The organism is Pseudocolwellia agarivorans, from assembly GCF_002000085.1.
Taxonomy (GTDB): domain Bacteria; phylum Pseudomonadota; class Gammaproteobacteria; order Enterobacterales; family Alteromonadaceae; genus Pseudocolwellia; species Pseudocolwellia agarivorans.
In genome coordinates this window covers 530272-553992 of sequence record NZ_MUZU01000002.1, presented here as the reverse complement: position 1 = coordinate 553992, position 23721 = coordinate 530272, and the positions used below count along the sequence as shown (strand labels likewise).

The following is a 23721-nucleotide window of genomic DNA, read 5'->3' as shown; positions in this document are numbered from 1 at the left end:
ATATATTACAAATGTTTAATTTTTTGAGTGTTTTTTATTCATGTTAGCATCAAAAATTTAATGTGGTATTTTTTTATTTGTTGTTTTTTTTATCCATACTTGTAAAGCCCTTGCGCTTAGACGCTAGGAAATATATAATTCTTCCCAGCTTTTAGTGTAGCAGTTGTCACTAAATATTTATTTGAATGATATCAATAAATATTAACTGTTGTACTTATGATGAATATATTTTTTATTTATCAATACAGAGGGTTAGTGAATATAGGCCCCTCGTTAGGGGCTTTTTTGTGTGTGAATGATTGTTGTTACGTTATTCACACGTATGAATAGTTTTGATAATGGGCTTAATGCCCTTTTTTTGTTTCTGGAGAAAATGATTGGCTAAGTTTGATCAAAAATTAACTGAAATGTTAAGGCCTGCCGTAGAAGGTGTTGGTAAAGAGTTACTAGGCATTGAATTTATAAGTGCAGGTAATAATTCAGTTTTACGTTTATTTATAGACCATGAAAATGGCATAAACGTTGATGATTGCGCAGAAGTTAGTCGTCAAGTTAGTGCGATATTGGATGTAGAAGATCCAATTAGTTCAGAATATAACTTAGAAGTGTCTTCACCTGGTTTGGATAAACCTCTATTTGATTTAGAGCAATTTCAAGCGGTAATTGGTGAAACCATAACAGTTAAATTATCAATGCCTTTAAACGGTCGCCGTAAGTTTAAAGGCAAACTTGAAGCTATCGATAACGATATATTAATAGTGGTAGTTGATGGTCAGGATTACGAGCTTGTTTTTAGCAATATTGATAAAGCAAACCTTGTTCCTAAATTTTAATGATAATTTTTAGATTTATTTTAAATAATTAAGGCTAAGTAGCATGAGTAAGGAAATATTACTAGTTGTCGATGCTGTTTCAAATGAAAAAGCATTACCGCGTGAAAGTATTTTTGAAGCGATGGAAACCGCTTTAGAAACAGCCACAAAAAAGAAATATGAAGGTGATATTGTTGTTCGAGTGAGTATCGACCGTATAACTGGAGAGTTTGATACATTCCGTCGCTGGTTAGTTATAGCTCCGAGTGAAGAGCAAATGGAAAATCCATATGCAGAAATCACATTTGATGCTGCCCAGTATGATCAACCTGATATTCAAATTGGCGATTACATTGAAGAGCAAATAGAGTCTGTTACATTCGATCGTGTAACGACTCAAACAGCTAAACAAGTTATTGTTCAAAAAATTCGCGAGGCAGAGCGCGGACTTATTGTTGATGCATATCAAGACCAAGTTGGTGAAATTATTACGGGTGTCGTTAAAAAGGCCAGTCGTGATAGTGTTATTTTAGATTTAGGTAGTAATGCTGAAGCCATTATATACCGTGATGACATGTTACCACGTGAAACCTTCCGTCCAGGTGATCGTATTCGTGGCTTATTATACGAAATTAAACCTGAAGCACGTGGCGCACAGTTGTTTGTTAGTAGAACTAAACCTGAAATGCTTATAGAGCTATTTAGAGTTGAAGTTCCTGAAATTGGCGAAGAAATGCTTGAGATTAAGGGCGCAGCTCGTGATCCAGGTTCTCGCGCAAAAATTTCAGTAAAAAGTAACGACAAGCGTATTGACCCTGTTGGTGCATGTGTTGGTATGCGAGGTTCTCGTGTACAAGCCGTTTCTAGTGAATTAGGCGGCGAACGTGTTGATATCGTTTTATATGATGATAATCCAGCACAATACGTAATTAATGCAATGGCACCCGCTGAAGTTGCATCAATTATTGTTGACGAAGATAAAAACACGATGGACATTGCTGTTGAAGATGACAATTTAGCCATGGCTATTGGTAGAAGTGGTCAAAACGTTCGTTTAGCTAGCCAGTTAACGGGTTGGGAATTGAATGTGATGACAGTTGCTGCGATGAATGAAAAACATCAAGCAGAAAACGATAAAGTATTATCACTGTTTACAGACAAATTAGATCTTGATGAAGATTTTGCAACATTATTATGTGAAGAAGGTTTTACTTCACTTGAAGAGATTGCTTATGTTCCAACATCTGAAATGTTACAAATCGATGGTATGGACGAAGATATTGTTGAAGAGCTTCGTGCAAGAGCTAAAGAAGCATTAACAACACAAGCATTGGCAAGTGAAGAAACACTTGAAGGTGCTGAACCTGCTGAAGACTTATTAAATCTTGAAGGTTTAGAACGTCATTTAGCATTTGTTTTAGCAAGTAGAGGTGTAATTACCTTAGAAGATCTTGCTGAACAAGGTGTTGATGAAATATCAGATATTGAAGAATTAGATGAAACCAAAGCAGGCGAGCTAATTATGGCTGCCCGCAATATTTGTTGGTTTAATGAAGAATAATAACACCGGGAGAAAATTATAGATGGCAGATGTAACAGTACAAGAGCTTGCCAAAGAAATCGGTACACCGGTGGAACGCTTAGTTAGTCAATTAGCTGACTCTGGTGTTCAAAAGTCGGTAACCGATTCTGTTTCGCAAGATGAAAAAGAAAAATTATTAGAACATTTGAAAAAGCAACATGGTGATGAATCATCAACACAGCCTAGTAAAATGACACTAAACCGTAAAACTAAATCAACTTTAGTTCTTGGGCATGGTAGTAAAGCTAAATCAGTAAATGTTGAAGTTCGTAAAAAACGTACTTACGTTAAGCGTAGTGAGTTAGAAGAACAACAAATTGCTGAAGAAGAAGCAAAAGCACAAGAAGAAGCTCGTATTAAAGCTGAAGAAGCTGCGAATGCTAAAGCAATTGCAGACGCTAAAGAAGCTGAAAATGCACGAGCTGCAGCTGCGGCCAAATTAGAAGTTGAACGTGAAGCAAAAGCTAAAGCTAAAGAAGAAGCAGAGGCAAAAGCCAAAGCTGCTGCCGTAGCTAAAGCTAAAAATATTGATGAAGTTAAAGCTCCAGTTAAACCAGCAGAAAGTGATGAAGCCAAAAAACTTCGTTTAATTCAAGAGGCAGAAGCTACAGCTAAAGCCGAAGAAGAAGCTAAAGCAGCGGCTGAAGCGGCTAAAAAACTTGCTGAAGAAAATGAAGCTCGTTGGAAAGCCGAAGAAGCTGAGCGTAAAGCAAAAGAAAAAGAAGTGGTACATTTAACGTCGTCTAAATATGCTCAAGAAGCTGAAGATAAAAGTGATTCAGCTGATGAAGGCGGTCGTCGTCGTCGTAAGAAAAAGAATGGTCCACAAGATCGTAATGCTAGGGGCGGTCGTGCGGCTCGTGGTAAGCAAACATTATCAGCTCCTCAAAGTTTAAAGCATGGTTTTACTAAACCAGCTGAAACTAAACTGAATGAAGTTCGCATTGGTGAAACTATTTCAGTTGCTGAATTAGCAAATAAAATGTCTGTTAAAGGCGCTGAAGTTGTTAAAGCAATGTTTAAAATGGGTGCTATGGCAACCATTAACCAAGTGATTGACCAAGAAACTGCTGCACTTGTTGCTGAAGAGATGGGTCGTGAAGTGGTTCTTGTTAAAGAAAACGCACTTGAAGAAGCGGTACTATCTGACCGTGGTGATTCTGGTGAGTCAATCACTCGTGCTCCAGTTGTTACTATCATGGGTCATGTTGACCACGGTAAAACATCATTACTTGATCACATTCGTGAAGCAAAAGTTGCTGATGGCGAAGCGGGTGGTATTACACAGCATATTGGTGCTTACCATGTAGAAACTGGACATGGAATGATCACATTCCTAGATACTCCAGGTCATGCGGCGTTTACTGCAATGCGTTCTCGTGGTGCTAAAGCTACAGATATCGTAATTATTGTTGTTGCAGCAGACGATGGTGTTATGCCACAAACAGTTGAAGCTATTCAACATGCTAAAGCATCTGATGCTCCAATTATTATTGCTGTAAACAAAATGGATAAAGAAGGCGCAGATCCAGAACGTGTTAAAAGTGAATTATCACAACACGACGTGCTTTCTGAAGAGTGGGGCGGAGACGTTCAATTCTGTCATGTATCTGCAAAAACAGGTTTAGGTATTGATGAATTACTTGATGCTGTTTTACTTCAGTCTGAAGTATTAGAACTTACTGCAGTAGTCGATAAAATGGCTCATGGTGTTGTTGTTGAATCTAAACTTGATAAAGGTCGTGGCCCAGTTGCTACTGTTCTTGTTCAGGAAGGTACTTTGAACCAAGGCGATATCGTATTATGTGGTTTAGAATACGGTCGTGTTCGTGCAATGCGCGATGAAAACGGTAAGCCAATTCAATCAGCTGGTCCTTCAATACCTGTAGAAATATTAGGATTAAGTGGTGTACCACAATCTGGTGATGAAGCGACAGTTGTTAAAGATGAGAAAAAAGCACGTGAAGTTGCTCTTTATCGTCAAGGTAAATTCCGTGATGTTAAATTAGCGCGTCAACAGAAGTCTAAACTTGAAAACATGTTTGCTAACATGGCTGAAGGTGATGTTTCTGAAGTTAACGTTGTATTGAAGTCTGATGTACAAGGTTCACTTGAAGCAATTTCTGATTCATTAACTAAGCTTTCAACTGATGAAGTTAAAGTTAAAATTATTGGTTCAGGTGTTGGTGGAATTACTGAAACAGATGCAACACTTGCTGCAGCATCAAATGCTATAGTTGTTGGCTTCAACGTTCGTGCTGATGCCGCTGCTCGTAAAGTGATTGAGTCTGAAAAGATTGATTTACGTTACTACAGCGTTATCTATGCATTGATTGAAGAAGTTAAACAAGCAATGAGCGGTATGCTTGCCCCTGAATTCAAACAAGAAATCATTGGTCTTGCACAAGTACGTGACGTATTTAAATCACCTAAAATCGGCGCGATTGCTGGTTGTATGGTAACTGAAGGTCTTATTAAACGTTCAGCTCCTATTCGTGTACTTCGTGAAAACGTTGTAATTTACGAAGGTGAATTAGAATCACTTCGTCGCTTTAAAGACGACGTACAAGAAGTTCGTAACGGTACAGAATGTGGTATCGGTGTTAAGAACTATAATGATGTTCGTGTGGGTGACCAAATTGAAGTATTTGAAACAGTTGAAGTTCAACGTACACTTTAATTAAACAATATACTACATGAAACTAGGGCTAATCTTGTATTAGCCCTTTTATGTTTTTAAAGAACAGTAAGCCATGGCAAGCTGTTTTAAATAATAGGTAATTAAGATGGCAAGAGAATTTGCTCGTACCGATAGAGTCGGACAAGAAATTCAAAAAGAAATCGCAACTATATTGATGAGAGAAGTTAAAGACCCTCGTTTAAGTATGACAACGGTTTCAGCAGTAGAAGTAACGAGAGATTTAGCTTATGCAAAAATTTTTGTTACTTTTTTTACAAATGAAGAATCAGAAATTAAAAGCTCTGTTGAAGTATTAAACGATGCTGCTGGCTTTATTCGTTCATTACTTGCAAAGAAATTGAGAGCTAGAATTATGCCTCATTTACGCTTTGTTTATGATCAATCTATGGCTGAAGGTGTGCGTATGAGCTCTTTGGTTGATAAAGCTGTAGCAAGCGATAAGCATTTAATGGACGATGAGTCAGTAGAATCTACAGATCTTGAAGATGATAAAGAGTAAAGCTAGCATTTTAAGGTAATAACTTAATGGCCAAGAAGAGAAAGGGCAGAGCAATAAATGGTGTTTTATTGCTGGATAAGCCTTATGAAATGTCATCTAACAACGCATTACAAAAAGTTAAGCGTATTTATTTTGCTCAAAAAGCAGGACATACAGGTGCTTTAGACCCGTTAGCTACAGGTATGCTACCTATTTGTTTAGGTGAAGGAACTAAGTTTTCTCAGTTTTTGTTAGATACAGATAAAACCTATGAAGTTACCGCTAAGTTAGGTTTTAGAACCACAACCAGTGATGCTGATGGTGAAGTTGTTTCAGAGAAAGAAGTGAATGTAAGTGCCGATGAACTTAACAAAGCACTGGACTCGTTCAGAGGTACAACTCAGCAAATTCCTTCTATGTATTCAGCGCTTAAATATCAAGGTCAGCCTTTATATAAATATGCGAGAGAAGGAATAGAAGTTCCTCGAGAATCAAGAGACATTACGGTTTTTAATTTAGAGCTTTTACGTTTTGAAGATGATGAAGTTGATTTATCTATTCATGTATCTAAAGGTACTTATATTAGAACGATTGTAGATGATTTAGGTGAGTTATTAGGCTGTGGTGCTCATGTCGCTCACTTAAGAAGAAGTGCGGTTGGTAATTATCCTAAGAATAGAATGGTTACTATGGAGCAACTTGAAGCCTTATTAGCGCAAGCAGAGGCGGATGAAGTTTCTCCTTCTACATTGCTTGACCCTTTGTTATTACCCATGACAACGGCTTGTGATGGGATACCTGCTGTTTTTGTTGATGATATGTCAGCTCATTATTTAAGGCATGGTAATCCTGTACAAACTTCTAATGCGCCAGCTGAAGGAATGGTACAAGTGTTTATTGGTGACAATGAAGTTGACGGTGAATTTATTGGCGTAGGCTTCATTGATGATGAAGGTAGAGTAGCACCTAAGCGCATTGTTGTTGCCCCAAATTCAAACGGCTAATTTTTACAGCTTTAATATTATATCTCAGACAGAGCAACTTAAATTACTTATAGGGAGTCTTTAATCAGACTCCCTATTTTTTTTAGTGCTGTTAATCGTTTCCCCGTAATTTCATGATAAGCAGATAATGTGCTTTATGTTGCAGCGAAAGAGTTTATAGATCATGAAAAAATGGATATTGAATTTACGATAAGAGAAATAACAACCAATATCCATATTGTTAAAGGTTTTATTTTTATAGTGGTAGTGAGGCAAATTATAAATATAACTAATGATCCGCAGTAAACAGTTGCAATCGCACACTTTACTGATAGAATACGCGCTCTTTTGTCGTCTTAGCTGAATTAGTGTTTGGCAGGATGAGAATTTTACTTACTTATTCCATACTCGGTTTAAGTAAACACACTAAGGAAATATTATGTCTTTAAACGCTACAGAAAAAGCAGCAATTGTTGCTGAATATGCTCAAAAAGAAGGTGATACAGGTTCACCAGAAGTACAAGTTGCTTTGTTAACTACTCAAATCAACCATCTTCAAGGTCACTTTAAAGAGCACATCCATGACCACCATTCACGTCGTGGTTTATTACGTATGGTAAGCCAACGTCGTAAATTACTTGATTACTTAAAAGGCAAAAACGTTGAACGTTATACTGCTTTAATCGGTAAATTAGGTCTACGTCGTTAAGATTAGATTTATTTGGAAAGAGGAGCCTTATGGCTCCTTTTTTTATGGGATAAATTAATTATTAATCTTTAGTGATATCATTAAAGATTAATAATTAAAGAGAATAAAAAAATTACTCTTCTATTAAAGGCCAGCCACCGAGTTGCTTCCATTTATTCACAATATGGCAAAACAGTTCAGCTGTTTTTTCTGTGTCATATAATGCCGAATGAGCTTCATTGTTATTAAAATCTATATTGGCTGCTATACAAGCTTTAGCTAATACCGTTTGTCCTAATACTAAACCTGAAAGTGTTGTAGTATCAAAACTAACAAAAGGATGAAACGGAGAGCGTTTAATTAAGCACCTTTGTGTTGCTGCATTCACAAAACCTAAATCAAACGAAGCGTTATGTGCAACCATAACCGCACGTTGGCACCCTACAGCTTTCATCTTTTTACGAATTAATTTAAATATCGCTTTTAACGCGGTTTCTTCATCTACAGCGCCTCTTAATGGGTTTGTTGGATCAATACCTGTAAATTCTAAAGCTGCTTTTTCTAAATTAGCACCTTCAAAAGGGTCAACATTAAAATGTATGGTTTTATCTAAAGAAAAATTACCGTCTTCATCAAGGGAAAGGGTTGTTGCCGCTATTTCAAGTAGAGCATCTGTTTGTGCATTGAATCCAGCAGTTTCAACATCTACAACTACAGGGAAATAACCTCTAAAACGTTGAGCAAAAAGTGTTTTTCCATTTTCAGCTGAATCAGCCGTAGATGAATTAAGATCTGTCATACAAAAAAGTCTTATTTATTTTGATAATTAATAACAATTATCTCAGAAAATAGCTAAAATAAGTACGGAGAACTGAGCGTTTTTTACTTTTATCCTTTAATTTTATCAATTGGTGTTAAAGTTATTCAAATGTTTGTCGATATAGTTACTGTCATTGAAACTAAAATGTAATTGATTATGAAAAAATATCTTCTACCCGTTGTTTTATTAGTATCTGTTTGCAATGCAAATGCAGGTATGAGGCAGTATGTGGCTAACTTAGATAACTCTAAGTGGCAATTATCTAACGAATCACGTTTAGAGTGTACACTTTCCCATAATATTCCCAATTACGGCGAAGCCAAGTTTTACAGTAAAGCTAATCGTAAATCTAATTTAGAATTTGAATTAGACATGATGCGCTTACCTGATAACTACTCGTTAGCAGAAGTTCGTTCTGTTGCGCCTAAATGGCGACCGGGTATTGCAGGTTATACTTTGGCTGATATGAAATTACATAAACAATTTGCGCCAAGTTTACCTAAAAAAGTCGCTTGGACTATGTTGAATGAATTAGATCAAGGTATGAGCCCAACCTTTTATTATAACGATTGGTACCGAAGCGATGAAAAAATATCTGTTGGTTTATCAACCGCTAAATTTCAACGAGCTTATCAAAAATTTGTTAATTGTGTTGGTAATTTACTCAACTATAGTTTTGATGATATTTCTTATACGGTATTAAATTATCAATTTGGAAGTGACAATTTAACTAAATCATCTAAACGTAAATTAGCCATGATTGCTGAATATTTAAGTTTAGATACAGAGCTAGAGTTAGTACTCATTGATGGATATACCGATAGCTACGGACCTAGAAATGCTAACTATGAAATGTCTAAACGACGCGCGCAAACTATTAGAGAGCAATTTGTTAAAACTGGTATTGATCCTAGTCGAATAGAAGCAAAAGGTTATGGTGAAAAGCGTCATGTAGCTTCAAATGACACCATAATAGGGCGTGAAAAGAATAGACGAGTAGTAATTAGAATGGATAAACCCTAACGTATTAATTACGAGTGATACAAGTTAAACGTCTCGTTTACCCAGCAAAGTATCTCGAATTTAAGCATTTAAGTTGAATAGGCCTTTAGGTTATCTTAATCTAAAGGTCTATTTTTTATGGATGTTTATATAATGAAATACGTATTAAAAATTATCACTTTCTTCTTCGTTACTTTGTCTTGTGCTGTTAATGCTCAACTTAAAGACGCATATACTTATGCCAACTATGATCAAGTCACTACAACCCATATTTATTTAGACTTAGCTGTTGATTTTGAAGAAAAATCACTTAAAGGGTTTGCTGAGTTATCGCTAAAATGGCTATCTGATGATTTACAGCCCATTTATTTAGATACTCGTGATTTAATTATTAAACGTGTTATGGCACAAAATAACTCAGGTAACTGGGTAAAAGTGCAACATATGTTAGCAAAGCGAGATGATGTTCTTGGTGCTAAGCTAACCATTAAACCTCAATTTAAAGCAAAAAAAGTACGTGTATATTACCACTCAACGGAAAAAGCTTCGGGATTACAGTGGTTGCTACCCGAACAAACAGCAGGTAAAAATAAACCTTTTTTATTCAGTCAAAACCAAGCCATTCACGCGCGATCATGGATACCTATTCAAGATACACCCACGGTAAGATCTACCTACACGGCACGAATTACAACCGATAAAGACTTAGTTGCGGTAATGAGTGCTAACAATGAACCTGATACAGAACGTGATGGTGATTATTTCTTTTCAATGCCACAAGCTATTCCTTCTTACTTAATTGCAATAGGAGTCGGTGATTTACAGTTTAAAGCCATGAGTAAGCAAACGGGTATTTATGCTGAAGCGTCTATATTGGATGCGGCTGTTGCTGAGTTTGATGACACACAAGCAATGATTGATGAAACAGAAAAATTATTTGGGCCTTATCGCTGGGGTAGATACGATTTACTTATTCTACCACCGAGCTTTCCTTTTGGCGGTATGGAAAACCCACGTTTATCCTTTATTACTCCTACCGTTATTGCGGGCGACAAAAGTTTAGTAAATCTTATTGCGCATGAGTTAGCTCATTCTTGGTCTGGTAACTTAGTCACTAATGAAAGTTGGAGAGATTTATGGTTAAACGAAGGTTTTACCAGCTATGTTGAAAATCGCATTATGGAATCTGTTTTTGGTGTAGATCGTGCCGTTATGGAGCAAGCTTTGGGCGCTCAAGGTTTGAATGATGAAATCTCGGTATTAGCACCTGGTGATACACAGCTTTATATTGATTTGAAAGGACGCGACCCCGATGATGCATTTTCAGGTGTACCTTATGTAAAAGGTCAGTTGTTTTTAATGTATTTGGAAGAAAAATTTGGTCGAGATAAGTTTGATATATTCATGCTCGACTATTTCAATAGCCATGCTTTTCAAAGCTTAGGTACTGAAAACTTTATAGTGTATTTAAAAGAAAACTTAACACATAAATACCCTGATATAGTTTCTGATAAAGTATTGAACGAATGGATTTATGGACAAGGTTTACCGAGTGTTTCACCTAAGCCAACCTCTAATGCTTTCAACGTTATTGATAATTTAACAAATGAATTACTATCAAAAAGTATTAGTTTAGATGAAGTTAATACAACACAGTGGACGTTACACGAGTGGCTTCATTTCATTAATAACTTACCATTAGATATTAATGAATCATTCATGAGTACACTAGATAACCGTTTTAATTTAACCGTAAGTACGAATGCTGAAATTGCCCATGCTTGGTACTTATTATCAATTAAAGTGGGTTATAAACATGTTTATCCGCAAATGGCGACTTACTTAAAATCTATAGGCCGACGCAAACTTATTGTGCCGTTATATAAAGAGCTTGTTACCACGAAAGAAGGAAAAGACTGGGCTTTAAAAGTATATAAACAAGCAAGGCCTGGATACCATGGCTTAGCGCAGGGAACGATTGACGCATTGTTTGATTGAAAATAGCTATCAGACAAAACTATTAACTAAAAAAGGAGCATTAAGCTCCTTTTGTATACTAGGGGTTGAATATTATATCTGCGTTATTTAGTGACTAACACATCAACTTGTCTAAAATTATTTTGCTCAGAAATAATAATCTTTATATTGTAGTTATCTTTTATAAATGATTTTTCTAAACGGCCTTTTTTTCTGTTAGATGAAATGGCTTGGCCATATTTTTCTTCATAAAAATCCACAATACTCGTTTCATTACTTTTGGTGAAATAATTAATAACGGCGGGAATTTCATCGTCAAATTGTGCGAAAATTTTAGCGTCGTTCATTACTTCAATCGTTACTTTTTCAGTATCTGTAGCATTTGCGCTTGTACTTATCAGTGTGGCACTTAACAATGCTGAATATAAGGTAGAACAGAATATTGAAGATAACAGTGATCTTTTGGTGTTTTTAGTCACAGCATTTCCCTATATGAAATATGAATATAACGAGTTATAGCATGTTTGTTTTGGCTAAGCGAGTGCAGATATATAGCTTTTACTTACTTTTAATTAACGTATAAATGATTTTCTATAATGATCAACCCAAAGGTTAGTTGCTCCACAAATGGCAACAGGCATTACAATTAAATTGACTACAGGAAGCATTGAAAAAATAGCCACAGTAAAGCCAAAGCCATAACTAAGACCTTGTTTTTCTTTAAGTGCATTTTTCATTTCAGTGAATGATATTTTATGATTATCAAAAGGGTAATCTTTGTATTGAACAGCCATCATCCAAGCAACAAAAATAAACCAAATAACTTGCCCTATAACGGGTAAAATAAACATGATTAAAAGAAATCCTAGCGCTCTAGGTACGTAATAACAAAGCTTGGTCCACTCTCGGCCTACAGTACGAGGAATATCTTTAATAATATCGCTAAAACCACCATCAGGGGTTGGTTCACCTGTTAACATTGCTTCAACTTTTTCTGATAATAAACCATTAAAAGGCGCAGCCAACCAGTTTGCTGCCGTACTAAATATAAAAGAAAACAGCACCACAACGGCAATTAAAACAAAAGGCCACAAAACCGTGCTAAGCCAAGTTAACCAACTAGGTAACCACTGGGTAAACATTGCCATGTAATGATCGAGTTGCAAATAAAGGTAATAAAAAGCTACGCCGAATAAAATTAAATTGATAAATAACGGAACAAAAACAAATCGTTTAATGCCTTTTTGTTGAATAAGGTCAAAACCTTTAAAAAAATACCCAGCGCCACTGGTATTTTGTGTTGAAGATGTATTATGTTGCATTGTTTTTAATTTACCTAACTGTTTGATATTACAGAGTCGATTATATGTTGAACGGCTTTAAAATTACAGTATTGAATTGTTACAAAGCACATCAACATCTGGTAAAGTTAGCGGCTTATAATAGGGTGCGAGCAAATCGTTTATCTTATCATCAATTATTCCAATCTTTGTAGGCGACAATTAAATATGATTAAAAGGAGTTGTTTATAATATGCGCTTAAAGCATATAAAACTGGCTGGCTTTAAATCTTTTGTTGATCCAACTAAAGTGCCTTTTGAACAACAAATGACCGCGATTGTTGGCCCAAATGGTTGTGGTAAATCTAATATCATTGATGCTGTTCGTTGGGTGTTAGGTGAAAGTTCAGCTAAAAATTTACGTGGCGATTCTATGACCGACGTTATTTTTAATGGTTCATCAAGCCGTAAACCTATCGGTCAAGCCAGTGTAGAATTAGTTTTTGATAATATTGATGGCCGTATTCAAGGTAATATGGCGGATCGCAATGAAATTTCTATTCGTCGTTTAGTCAATAGAGAAAGCACCAACACTTATTTTTTAAATGGAACCAAATGTCGTCGTAGAGATATAACGGATATATTTTTAGGTACAGGTTTAGGACCTCGCAGTTATGCCATTATCGAACAAGGTACTATTTCTCGTTTAATCGAATCTAAACCCCATGAATTACGTATCTTTATTGAAGAAGCAGCAGGTATTTCAAAATATAAAGAACGACGTAAAGATACCGAAAATAGAATTAGACACACCCGTGAAAACCTTGCTCGTTTGAGTGACATTCGTGCTGAACTGAGTTTACAAATAGATAAACTCCATAAACAATCGGAAGCAGCTAAACGTTTTCGTACCTTAAAAGCACAAGAGCGAAAATATAAAGCTGAACTTTCAGTATTACGCTGGCAAACTTTTGATCAGCAAAGTAAACAGCAACAAACGTTTTATAACGATGCCCAAATTGATATTGAGTCGATTGCTAAAATTCAAGAAGAACAAAATATTGCTCTGTTTCAAGCGAAGCAAAAGGTTGAACTAAATAATGAGAGCATTACTGGGTTTAACAATAAAAAGTTAGAGTTAACTAATCATATTGCCCGCACAGAGCAAAATATTAAGCATTTAAAACAGCAAAGCACCAGTATTACACAAAATAACGATATTACTCAGCAGCAACTTTTAAATGCTCAAGCGCTTTTAAAAACAGAACAAGAAAAAAGAAATAAATTAGAAAACAGCTTAACGACCATTTTACCTCAGTTGAGCGATGTAGAAAAAAAATTAATAACAGAACAAAAAACGTTAGAAGGTTTATCTACACAACAAAATGAAGTGCAAGCTTTATGGAATGCTTCTTACCAAAGTGTTGCTGAATTCAAAGAAAAAACAGCAACTATTACAAATAAAGTCGAATTAGAGCAGCAAAAAAAATCACAAGCTAATGAACAAATCGAATCGTTAAATAATCAGCTGTTATATATTGATGAGCAGCATCAGAATAATTCATCGAATCAGGTCGATATCAAAGAAAGTAAAACTATCGAGAAGTCGTTAGCGCTTAGCCTAAGTAAACAACAGCAATTAAATCAGTTGATCCAAGCTAAGCAAAATAAAACAAATGAAACTAAGCAATCATTAGCCAGTGAAACAGCCTCTTTAACTGCATTAAATAACAATATAACGAACATCGATGAGCAACTTTCTCGTAAAGAAAATTGGCAAGTTGAACAGCATGCTTGTTTAAGAGGAAATAGCCTACAAGAAAAAGGCTTAGTCGTTGAAGGTGGTGAACAACAGCAAAATATTCAAACCCTTGTTGAGCAGCTTAGCGTTGAATCTGGCTGGGAAAAAGCGGTAGAAAGTTTACTGTTAAGTTGGTCGCAAGCAGAAATAGTCGACTCAGTATCAGATTCTATTTTAGCCATTAAACATTTAGATACGGCTTTGTTAATTGAGTTGAATACTCATATAAACAAAAATCCTGCAGGCTCTGTTACTGAAAAAATAAAGAACTTACCGTCTGCTCTTTCTTTTTTTCAAAAAATTTACTTTGCTGATAATGTTGAACAAGCGCAAAAAATGCTTCCTAAACTTGGGTATGACGAATCTGTTATTTGCATGGATACTACGTGGTTAGGACATGGTTTTGTTCGTAAAGGTACTATTGAAAGCACGCCTAATCACCTTTTGTTACTTGAAAGAAAAGAGCAATTAACGAAAGATATTAGTCAACTAGAACAAGCTATTAATACAAATAAAGAACTGTTAGTTAAATTAGAACTTGAGTTGCAAGAGTTGTTAGTAGAACAAGAACAGTTAAATACTGAAAGTAAAACTATTGAGTTATCGCTACAAAACGCTAAACAAACAGAAGCATTAGAGGAGCAAAATCAGCAATTTTATTTAACACAACAGCAAAAAATAAAAAGTGACATTGAGTTTCATAAACAACAACTCATCAATATTCAGCAAAATATTAACCAGCTTACGGAGCAGCGTAATCAGTTAGTGATGCCGGCTGATGTCGATTTTGACCAATTAAAAAATCAACAAGAAAGCCTAGCAAAACAAGTGAGTGTTGCGCAAAAACGAGTGAACGACTTAGCTGAAGATCGTCATAATATAGCGATCAAAGTTGAGCAATTTAAAAACGAAAAAGATCAATGTAAGCAGAGTGTTCAAAGTGTTCAAAAAACAATAGAGCGTTTAATAGAGCAACAAATGTCTAATCAGCATGTTATTGATAACAGTGCCGAACCATTAAAAATTGATGAAGATAAGCTGGTTCAATGGCTTAAAGAAATGTCTGAAACAGACAGTAAAATAGAAAAGCTTCAGCAAGACATTGCTGATACTCAGCTTGAGGTGAAAACACTCGAGCTTGAACAAAAGAAAAATCAGGATAATATTTTAACTTTACGTGAAAAATCCGCTAAATTTCATTTAGATTATGAAAGTTTTAAATTACGAGCAGAATCGTCATTAGATTTACTGCGAGAAACACAACAATCATTTGATGAAATACTGAGTAACATGCCTAAAAATGCCAAAGAAAGCATTTGGCAAGCACATATTATTCGACTTTCGAAAGATATAGAGCGTTTAGGTGCGATTAATTTAGCGGCGATTGATGAATACGAAACGCAATTAACACGTAAAGAATATTTAGATACACAAAATAATGATTTAACTTTAGCAATTAACACCTTAGAAGCAGCAATCGAAAAAATAGACAAAGAGAGTCGTCAGAAATTTAAAAACACCTTTGAACAGGTAAATAAAGACCTGAAAAGCCTGTTCCCTAAGGTATTTGGTGGAGGGAAAGCCTATTTAGAATTAACAGGAACCGATATGTTAGATACCGGAGTAACAATAATGGCGCAACCACCTGGTAAAAAAAACAGTACTATTCATCTATTATCTGGTGGTGAAAAAGCGCTGACCGCTTTATCATTAGTATTCGCAATTTTTAGATTAAATCCAGCACCTTTTTGTATGTTGGATGAAGTTGACGCTCCGTTGGATGATGCCAACGTAAGTCGATTTTGTAACTTGGTTCGTGAAATGTCGCGAACTGTTCAGTTTATTTATATAAGTCATAATAAAATAGCCATGGAAATGGCTTCTCATTTAACAGGTGTTACCATGTTTGAACCCGGAGTTTCAAAAATGGTTGCTGTTGATATTGAAGAAGCTGTCGCTATGGCCGAAATATTGTAGGTTGAAAAATGGAAGGCAATTTTAGAAACACCCTTATAATTCTAAGCGCTGTTATTATTGCAGTAATTTTTATACATGGTTTTATAACGATAAGAAAAAATAAAAACCCCTATAAATTAAAAGCGACGAATGAACCGATTGAACCCATTGAAAGAGGTTTTGATGGTTCTGGCTTTGATCAAGACGGCGTAAGTAAACCGCGTGTAGTTGGTAGTAAAACACCAAGCGATAGACCGTCATTTAGTGATAATGAAGTAAAAAATACGCCTTTAACTGCAGCTAAAAAAGAGCCGAGTTATAGTGCCGTTGATACAGAAATAGACAATGATGATTTTGACTATAGCGAATCATCTGATCTGAAAATAACAAGCTCGATAAATACGACTGAAACTAAAGTTAAATCATCTTCAATTGATATTAGCTTAACGGACGCTGGCATTGAGCAATTAGGAACCTCTGAGCAAGATTATTCTACAGATATTGGTGACGATATTGTCGATTTTGACTACGGCGTAATAGAAAACCCTGATTTATTTAATAATGAAAACATAGATGAACCTGTGGAAAAGCCAGTTGTTATTGACAAGCCATTGTACGATACGCCTATCACACAACCAAAACCTCAAACTAAAGAGGTTATTACTACAGCTAAACCTAAAGTTAAAAAGAAAGCTCCAATTACAAAAAAAGAAGCCGTTAAACGTAATCAAATTGAATTAAACTTTGGTGATCCTGTAGATACCGGTGATATGCCATCTATGTCAGCAATTGATGACCCCGTAACCGCTGAAAAACAAATAAAAAGAGAACCACTTGAACCTGAAGTTTTGGTAGTGTCTGTTGTTATGCCTCAAGGAGAGGTGATTTCTGGTGCAGCGTTACTGCCTACCTTGCTCACTTTAGGTTTACGTTATGGAGATATGGATATTTTTCATCGTCATCAAGACAGCGCAGGTAATGGTAAAGTAACTTTTAGTTTAGCTAATATTATGAACCCTGGAACTTTCGACTTAGACGCTTTAGAAAACTTCACAACCTGCGGGGTAACATTATTTATGACCTTACCTAACGCAGGAGATGCATTTGAAGTGTTTGAGCATATGTTAGGGGCAGCCAAGCAAATTTCTATAGAGTTTGGAGCACAACTTCTCGATGATAAACGTAGTGTTATGACCAAACAAACAGAACAGCATTACATGAGTAAAATTAGAGAGTTTGAAAGAAAAAATCGTATCGCATTAGCATAACCTTTTTAATGCTATAGCAGTTTAAGTAATACCAAGTTTAATAATAATATTACCAACTTGGTTATAATAGGGTTCTATTTTATAGAGCCTTTTTTGTTTTTAACTTTAAGTGAATTATCACCTTTATTATGTCAAATATTCAGTTATCTCAGAGAGTTAGTGAGCTTCATACCTTAATCAATAAATACAACAATCAATATTACGTATTAGATGAACCGAGTGTTCCTGATGCTGAATACGATAGGTTAATGAAAGAATTGATTGCTATTGAGACAGAACACCCTGAATTGAAAAAAGTAGATTCTCCTAGTCAAAAAGTAGGAGGAGAAGCACTTAAGGTTTTCACACAAGTTACTCATCAAATACCTATGTTATCGCTTGATAATGTTTTTTCAAAAGAAGAATGGGATGCTTTTGTAAAACGATTACAAGACCGTATTGGTCACACTAAAGCGCTAAAAATTTGTGCAGAACCTAAATTAGATGGTTTAGCTGTGAGCTTACGTTACGAAAATGGCGTACTTGTTCAAGCGGCTACCCGGGGCGATGGCGCTACAGGCGAAAATATTACAGAAAATGTAAGAACAATTAAAAGTATCCCACTTCGTCTTACTGGTGATAACTACCCTGATATTATTGAAGTGCGCGGCGAAGTTTTTATGCCTAAAGCAAGCTTTGAACAACTTAACGAAAACGCCGTTAAAAAAGGCGAAAAAACTTTTGCTAACCCCAGAAATGCAGCGGCAGGTAGTTTAAGACAACTTGATTCTAAAATAACGTCAAAGCGTAACTTAGCTTTTTATGCATACGGATTAGGTTTTGTTGGTGATTTTATTGATGGAGTTGCCAGTGAAAACACACAATGGTTATCAAACTCTCACCATCAACGCTTATGTCAAGTTAAAGCACTTGGTTTACCTATGTGCCCAGAAGTTAGATTGCTTAAAAATACTGATGAATGCGAAGAATTTTACCAAAATATATTAAATAGTCGTTCAAGTTTGTCTTACGAAATAGACGGTACTGTATTAAAAGTTGACGACATTTTACTTCAGCAAAAGTTAGGCTTTGTAGCTAAAGCACCGCGTTGGGCAATGGCGTATAAATTTCCTGCTCAAGAAGAATTAACCGTATTAGAAGATGTAGAGTTTCAAGTAGGGCGTACAGGCGCAATAACCCCCGTGGCACGCTTAAAGCCTGTTTTTGTTGGTGGTGTAACGGTGAGTAATGCAACATTACATAACCAAGATGAAATTGATCGTTTAGGAATACAAATTAACGATACCGTGATTATTAGAAGAGCAGGCGATGTTATTCCTCAAATTGTTAGTGTTGTCATTGATAAACGACCTGATAATGCTCGCGAAATTCAATTTCCGACAATTTGCCCTGTATGTGATTCAGCTGTATTAAAAGCTGAAGGCGAGGCTGTTTTAAGATGTACTGGTGGTTTATTTTGTGGTGCACAACGTAAAGAGTCAATAAAGCATTTTGCCTCAAAGAAAGCGATTGATATTGATGGTTTAGGTGATAAGTTAGTTGAACAATTAGTGGATGAGAAGCTTATATCGACACCTGCAGATTTATTTAGATTAACCGAATTAAGTGTTAGCACGCTTGAGCGTATGGGACAAAAGTCTGCCGCTAACTTAATTGCGGGTATGGAAAAAGCCAAGCAAACCACATTGCCTAAGTTTATATACTCGTTAGGCATTCGAGAAGTAGGTGAAACTACAGCAAATAACTTAGCTCATCACTTTTTAACCTTCGATGCGCTTAAAAACGCAGATGAAGAAACTCTACAGTCAGTACCCGATGTAGGTGTAATTGTGGCGAAAAATATTATTCAGTTTTTTAAGCAAGAGCATAATATTGAAGTGATTGCTGACTTAACATCTTTTATGAGTTGGCCTGAAATTAAAGTAGCATCTGCTGATGAACAGCCTTTGCTCAATAAAACCTTTGTTTTAACAGGTACGTTAAGCCAAATGGGCCGTAACGAAGCTAAAGCTGCTTTACAATCTTTAGGGGCTAAAGTCTCAGGTAGTGTTTCTGCAAAAACGCATTATTTAGTTGCTGGAGAGAAAGCTGGATCTAAACTAACAAAAGCACAAGACTTGGGGGTAGAGGTACTTACTGAAGATGAGTTAGTTCAGTTATTTAAAGAGAATAATATTTCAGAATTCTAAGGAGGATACTAACTTTATTCTTAGTTTTTTACTCGAATTCATTACTAATGGCGGGATATTCATTTAGATAAAAAAAGGCTAAAACAATGTTTTAGCCTTTTAACAAATCTTGTCGTTTAGATTCCATTTAGTTTATAAATTTAATCTAATTCAGTAAGTTAACTTACCTGTATTAACGTTTTAATGCTACTTTTTTGTCAACACTCATAGTAGCCACTATTCTACGGTTTTCAGCGTTAGCCGCTCTAGTCGTTGCTTTATTTAATAAGCGTTCTTCACCGTATCCAACAGCAGATAGTCTATCAGCATCAATACCGTATTTATTTGTAAGCATATCTACTACTGCATTAGCACGTAATTGAGATAATGTTTTGTTTAATGCGTCGTTACCTGGAGCTGAAGCATGACCTTCAATAACTACATTTACTGATTCATATGTTTTTAAGAATTCAGCAACTTCTTTAATTTTTTCAAAGTACTGTGGCTTAATTACAGCGTTGTTATTATCAAAGTTAATTAATAAATTAATTGAAGCAACATCATCCATGTAAATAGTACAGCCACGGTCATCTACTTTATTTACCATTGGCGTGTTTTTACATTGATCTTTAGCGTCAGCAACACCGTCTTTGTCTGAATCTAACATAGCTACAGCTTTTTCTGGCATTACTTGAGCTGGTTTTGTTTCTTTTTTAGCTGGTCTAGATTTTTTTGATTCGCCAAAGAAGTAAGTGAAACCTAATTGTGCAGAGAAATCATCATAGTATTCATCAAATTGGTAATGAGCTTTAGTTTCAAAATAAAGTGCTGTTTTTTCACTTAAATAGTGACGGTAACCTAAACCTAAGTTAGATGATAATTTAGATTTAACGATGTCTAATTCACTTAAGCCAGCTACAAAATAGAAGTTTTGCTCTGTTGGGAAATACAATACGTCAAATGCGATATTTGAAGAGTTAGGCTTTGCAAAACCACCATTTTTAGCATCTAAGTTTATATGGCTGTAACCTAATCTTAGTTCAGTTGTTGTATTTAGGCGGTAACCTAGTTCTGCACCAAAACCGTCACCATTGTTAAGTGAAGATAAAGGGCTGTTAGTTAACCAACGTTCACTGTCTGTATCAATATGTAGAAGATGAATACCACCATAAGCTTTACCAACTAGGTCTTCAGCATTAGGTTGTTCTGCTGAAAAAGCTGATGTAGTTGCAAATAAAGATGAAATAGCTATGGCAATAGCGCTACGTAAAATTGATTTTTTCATAAAAATAATTCCCTGTTTAAATAATTGGGTGGATTATAGCTATATTTATTTGCGTTAACAAATTATTTACATTTAAAGTTTGTTATTTTTAAATATTACTTAGATGAAATAATAAATTTAAATCTTCTTTATGCAAAAGAAGAATTTTTATTTTGATTTAGGTTAATATTGTAGCCATATACATTGCGTATTATTCAATACCAAGTAACTTAATCTTTATCAGGATGATTTTTTGAATACGAAAACACAAAAAATGAGTTTTTTTTATTTTTTCTCTTTGCTTAAACAACATAAAAAAGGCGTATTGTTTGTCATCATTTTAATGGTTTTAGAAAGTCTAGTCAGTTTAAGTGTTCCATGGTTTGCAGGGCAGTTCTCTAAAAGTGTTCTAGAAAACTATACTATTTATGATTTTGGCTATAAATGGATAGCACTTATTTGGTTGTCTTTATTCGCTATACAAGCAGTACTTCGTTTTTTCTCTACTTACCGAATTAACTATATAGGCGCACAAGTATTGACACAGTTAAGTTGCCGTTTGTATGATCATATTCAAGTACTGCCCGTTAAGTATTTTAACAATAATAAAAAAGGTGAAACGCTTGCACTACTCAGTAATGATGTAAGCATTTTGAGTCATTTTTTATCGGGTGTAATTACCAGTTTAGTGCCTTCGTTATTAATATTGGTTGGAGCCTTAATACTCATGGCGTCAATTAGTCCAACTATAACGTTCATTATTATGTTGATGGTGCCTGCATTTTTTGTTGTTTTAAAAATTTTAGGAAAAGGAATTAAACCTCTTACTGAAGATATTGTGCAAAGTCAGGCTAATTCGGTTGCCATCGCTAGCGAAAACTTTGGTGTTATTAAATTAGTTAAAGCCTTTTCTAGAGAAAATATAGAATCTGATCGTTTTAAAAATAATGCCTATAAAATTCAAGAATTACGAAGAAAGCAATTAAAAATTCAAGCTATTTTATCACCTTTAGTACAATTATTAGTTACTTCTGGAGTGTTAGTGGTTGTGGTTGTGAGCGCTATTCATTATCAAACAGGTAAGTTGTCAATGCCTGACTTAATTACTTTATTAATGTACGGGATTTTATTTGCAAGGCCAATGAGTGCTTTAGCTAACTTATATGGCCAAACACAACAAGCTTTAGGGGCATCTACCCGCTTAATTAAAGTTTTTAATATTTCGCCTGAGCCTATAGATAAAGGGGAGTTAGAACAAGAGATTAAGAGTAATAGTATTTCCTTTAAAAACATTAGCTTTAGTTATAATTCAACTGATATTTTGTTAAACAACGTTAACATAGATATTGCAGCAAGTGAGACCTTGGTCATTATTGGTGAGAATGGGAAAGGGAAAACCACTATATTACATTTATTGATGCGTTTTATAGAGCCTACAACTGGGGTTATTACTATTGGTGATACAAATATTAATGATATTAATCTATCGGTATTAAGAAAGTATATAGGCTTTGTTTCACAAGATATCGCATTGTGTGATGGTTCTGTTATGGACAACATAGCATATGGTTACCCACAAGCCACTAAAGAAGAAATTGAAAAAGTGGCTATTAAGGCCGGTGCACACACTTTTATAAATGAACTGGAATTTGGCTATAAGACACAAGTGGGCGAAAACGGTGTTTTACTCTCTGGTGGTCAACGACAACGTATTTCACTCGCAAGAGCTTTACTTGCCAAGCCTTCAATACTTTTATTGGATGAACCGACCTCGATGATTGATAAAGAAGGTAAAGAAGACTTTAATTTACAACTGGCTACATTATTACAAGATCAAACTGTAATTATTGTTACTCATGAACAACACTTAGCCGAAATAGCTGATCGTGTTGTTACTATTAAAAATGGACAATTGGTCACGGCTGATTTTCAGCCGTAACGAGTTATTCAATAACCTAGAGAGGTTGTTCATTCTATAACTAGGTTGATTATTAATAACTTACTGTTATTTAAATCAATGTGTTATGAATTTTAGTGACTTGAGTAGAGATAGAGGTCAAGTAAATTTATAATCATTCAGGGCGCTGTTTTGTAAAAGGTTTAGTGATCCCTGCATATTCACTAGCCCCTAATCGAGCTAGAGGGTTAACCATATCAGCATGCACTTTAACTCTATTTTTTGTATCTAGAACGGTTACTTTATCATTGATGTAAACTTGCTTAACTTCAACAAAAATAAGTGTTTGAGGGATATCTCCAATCTCTTTTATTTCATAAAGCTCACAGCCGTAGGCAATATCGCATTGCTCTAGTCGAGGTAATGCAAAACCTTCGAAAGGTACAGTGCTTAAAAGTGAATTATCTACTGATTCATTTAAATTGATTAAATCAAGCTCTGATTCGCCATGAGCTAGTGTTGCAGCTGTTTGAGTAACTAATTCTGATTGTTGTTCAGAGGCAATATGAATGACTATCTTTTTATGGTTAAGTATATTCACCAAAGTGTCTTTAGCTTCTCCCGTAGGTTTTTTCCCCACAGATATCATTAATATTGCTGGTTTACTTGAAACAGCGGTGAAATATGAAAAAGGTGCTAGGTTAAATTGACATTCATTGTCTTTTTTAGATAGTTCATCATCAGATAAGGTTAATGCCCAGGCGATAGGTCGAGGAATAATTGTTTGAGTCATTAAATGGTAACGTTGATTTGCTGAGTAATCTGAAAAATTTATGATCATGGCTGTGGAGGCATCTTATATGGTTAATGATTTAAGCTGTAACATTAAAATTGAACAATGTTAGCTACAGAGATTAGTTTAGCGAATAATCAATGATATACACTCGTCACTTTAACAACAATAGCTTTTATGTTTAAGCTTTGCTTTCTCTATGTATTCGTCTAGCTTTATTGATATTAATAAAGGTTCGTGTCGCTATATTG

17 protein-coding genes are annotated in these 23721 nt (G+C 35.2%); 12 read left to right on the top strand and 5 right to left on the bottom strand.

The genetic code is table 11. The features are described 5' to 3' along the window. Positions 1 to 377: 377 nt before the first annotated feature. The 6 genes from rimP to rpsO all read left to right on the top strand — a co-directional run bounded on the left by rimP (position 378) and on the right by rpsO (position 7265). Positions 378 to 833, top strand: coding sequence for a ribosome maturation factor RimP (gene rimP / locus B0X80_RS05425; RefSeq protein ID WP_077338766.1), 456 nt, complete (start codon positions 378 to 380; stop codon positions 831 to 833). A 43-nt stretch (positions 834 to 876) separates the two neighbouring features. Next, a complete protein-coding gene (gene nusA / locus B0X80_RS05420) occupies positions 877 to 2373 on the top strand; it encodes a transcription termination factor NusA (RefSeq protein ID WP_077338765.1) in 1497 nt (498 codons plus the stop codon). A 22-nt stretch (positions 2374 to 2395) separates the two neighbouring features. Then, entirely contained in the window at positions 2396 to 5074 is a 2679-nt protein-coding gene (gene infB, locus B0X80_RS05415; protein WP_077338764.1) for a translation initiation factor IF-2, read from the top strand. A 106-nt stretch (positions 5075 to 5180) separates the two neighbouring features. After that, the gene (gene rbfA, locus B0X80_RS05410; RefSeq protein WP_076418897.1) at positions 5181 to 5594 is read left to right on the top strand and encodes a 30S ribosome-binding factor RbfA; all 414 of its coding nucleotides are present in this window, start codon (positions 5181 to 5183) and stop codon (positions 5592 to 5594) included. Between the two features lie 26 nt (positions 5595 to 5620). Beyond that, positions 5621 to 6577, top strand: coding sequence for a tRNA pseudouridine(55) synthase TruB (truB, locus tag B0X80_RS05405; RefSeq protein ID WP_077338763.1), 957 nt, complete (start codon positions 5621 to 5623; stop codon positions 6575 to 6577). 418 nt (positions 6578 to 6995) lie between these two features. Then, positions 6996 to 7265: a 30S ribosomal protein S15 gene (gene rpsO, locus B0X80_RS05400; protein ID WP_076418899.1), complete on the top strand. Its 270-nt coding sequence runs from the start codon at positions 6996 to 6998 to the stop codon at positions 7263 to 7265. A 112-nt stretch (positions 7266 to 7377) separates the two neighbouring features. Here the strand turns inward: rpsO and rnt are convergent, their stop codons facing one another. Continuing rightward, positions 7378 to 8043: a ribonuclease T gene (rnt, locus tag B0X80_RS05395; protein WP_077338762.1), complete on the bottom strand. Its 666-nt coding sequence runs from the start codon at positions 8041 to 8043 to the stop codon at positions 7378 to 7380. A gap of 177 nt (positions 8044 to 8220) precedes the next feature. Between rnt and B0X80_RS05390 the strand changes: the two genes are divergently transcribed. Both B0X80_RS05390 and B0X80_RS05385 read left to right on the top strand, forming a co-directional pair. After that, positions 8221 to 9087, top strand: coding sequence for a flagellar protein MotY (locus tag B0X80_RS05390; protein ID WP_077338761.1), 867 nt, complete (start codon positions 8221 to 8223; stop codon positions 9085 to 9087). A gap of 132 nt (positions 9088 to 9219) precedes the next feature. Next, positions 9220 to 11064 (top strand): M1 family metallopeptidase, encoded by a 1845-nt coding sequence (locus B0X80_RS05385; protein WP_077338865.1) that lies wholly within the window; start codon positions 9220 to 9222, stop codon positions 11062 to 11064. Between the two features lie 83 nt (positions 11065 to 11147). Here B0X80_RS05385 and B0X80_RS05380 read toward each other — a convergent pair whose 3' ends face one another. Together B0X80_RS05380 and cysZ are read right to left on the bottom strand one after the other, a co-directional pair. Beyond that, positions 11148 to 11522 carry a hypothetical protein gene (locus B0X80_RS05380; RefSeq protein ID WP_077338760.1) on the bottom strand — a complete coding sequence of 125 codons (375 nt, stop codon included), beginning with the start codon at positions 11520 to 11522 and terminating at the stop codon, positions 11148 to 11150. 93 nt (positions 11523 to 11615) lie between these two features. Further along, positions 11616 to 12365 (bottom strand): sulfate transporter CysZ, encoded by a 750-nt coding sequence (gene cysZ, locus B0X80_RS05375; protein ID WP_077338759.1) that lies wholly within the window; start codon positions 12363 to 12365, stop codon positions 11616 to 11618. A 211-nt stretch (positions 12366 to 12576) separates the two neighbouring features. Here cysZ and smc point away from each other — a divergent pair, with 211 nt between their 5' ends. The 3 genes from smc to ligA all read left to right on the top strand — a co-directional run bounded on the left by smc (position 12577) and on the right by ligA (position 19537). Beyond that, complete coding sequence (gene smc / locus B0X80_RS05370; protein WP_077338758.1) at positions 12577 to 16101, top strand: chromosome segregation protein SMC; 3525 nt, start codon at positions 12577 to 12579, stop codon at positions 16099 to 16101. A gap of 8 nt (positions 16102 to 16109) precedes the next feature. Next, a complete protein-coding gene (gene zipA / locus B0X80_RS05365) occupies positions 16110 to 17348 on the top strand; it encodes a cell division protein ZipA (protein ID WP_077338757.1) in 1239 nt (412 codons plus the stop codon). Positions 17349 to 17476: 128 nt separating this feature from the next. Next, complete coding sequence (gene ligA / locus B0X80_RS05360) at positions 17477 to 19537, top strand: NAD-dependent DNA ligase LigA (RefSeq protein ID WP_077338756.1); 2061 nt, start codon at positions 17477 to 17479, stop codon at positions 19535 to 19537. A gap of 172 nt (positions 19538 to 19709) precedes the next feature. On the opposite strand, the gene B0X80_RS05355 is transcribed toward ligA, so the two are convergent. Beyond that, positions 19710 to 20801: an OmpA family protein gene (locus B0X80_RS05355; RefSeq protein WP_077338755.1), complete on the bottom strand. Its 1092-nt coding sequence runs from the start codon at positions 20799 to 20801 to the stop codon at positions 19710 to 19712. Between the two features lie 232 nt (positions 20802 to 21033). On the opposite strand from B0X80_RS05355, the gene B0X80_RS05350 reads away from it, so the two are divergent. Beyond that, positions 21034 to 22719: an ABC transporter ATP-binding protein gene (locus tag B0X80_RS05350; protein ID WP_077338754.1), complete on the top strand. Its 1686-nt coding sequence runs from the start codon at positions 21034 to 21036 to the stop codon at positions 22717 to 22719. A 133-nt stretch (positions 22720 to 22852) separates the two neighbouring features. Here B0X80_RS05350 and B0X80_RS05345 read toward each other — a convergent pair whose 3' ends face one another. Beyond that, complete coding sequence (locus tag B0X80_RS05345) at positions 22853 to 23518, bottom strand: flavin reductase family protein (RefSeq protein ID WP_077338753.1); 666 nt, start codon at positions 23516 to 23518, stop codon at positions 22853 to 22855. Between the last annotated feature and the right edge of the window lie 203 nt (positions 23519 to 23721).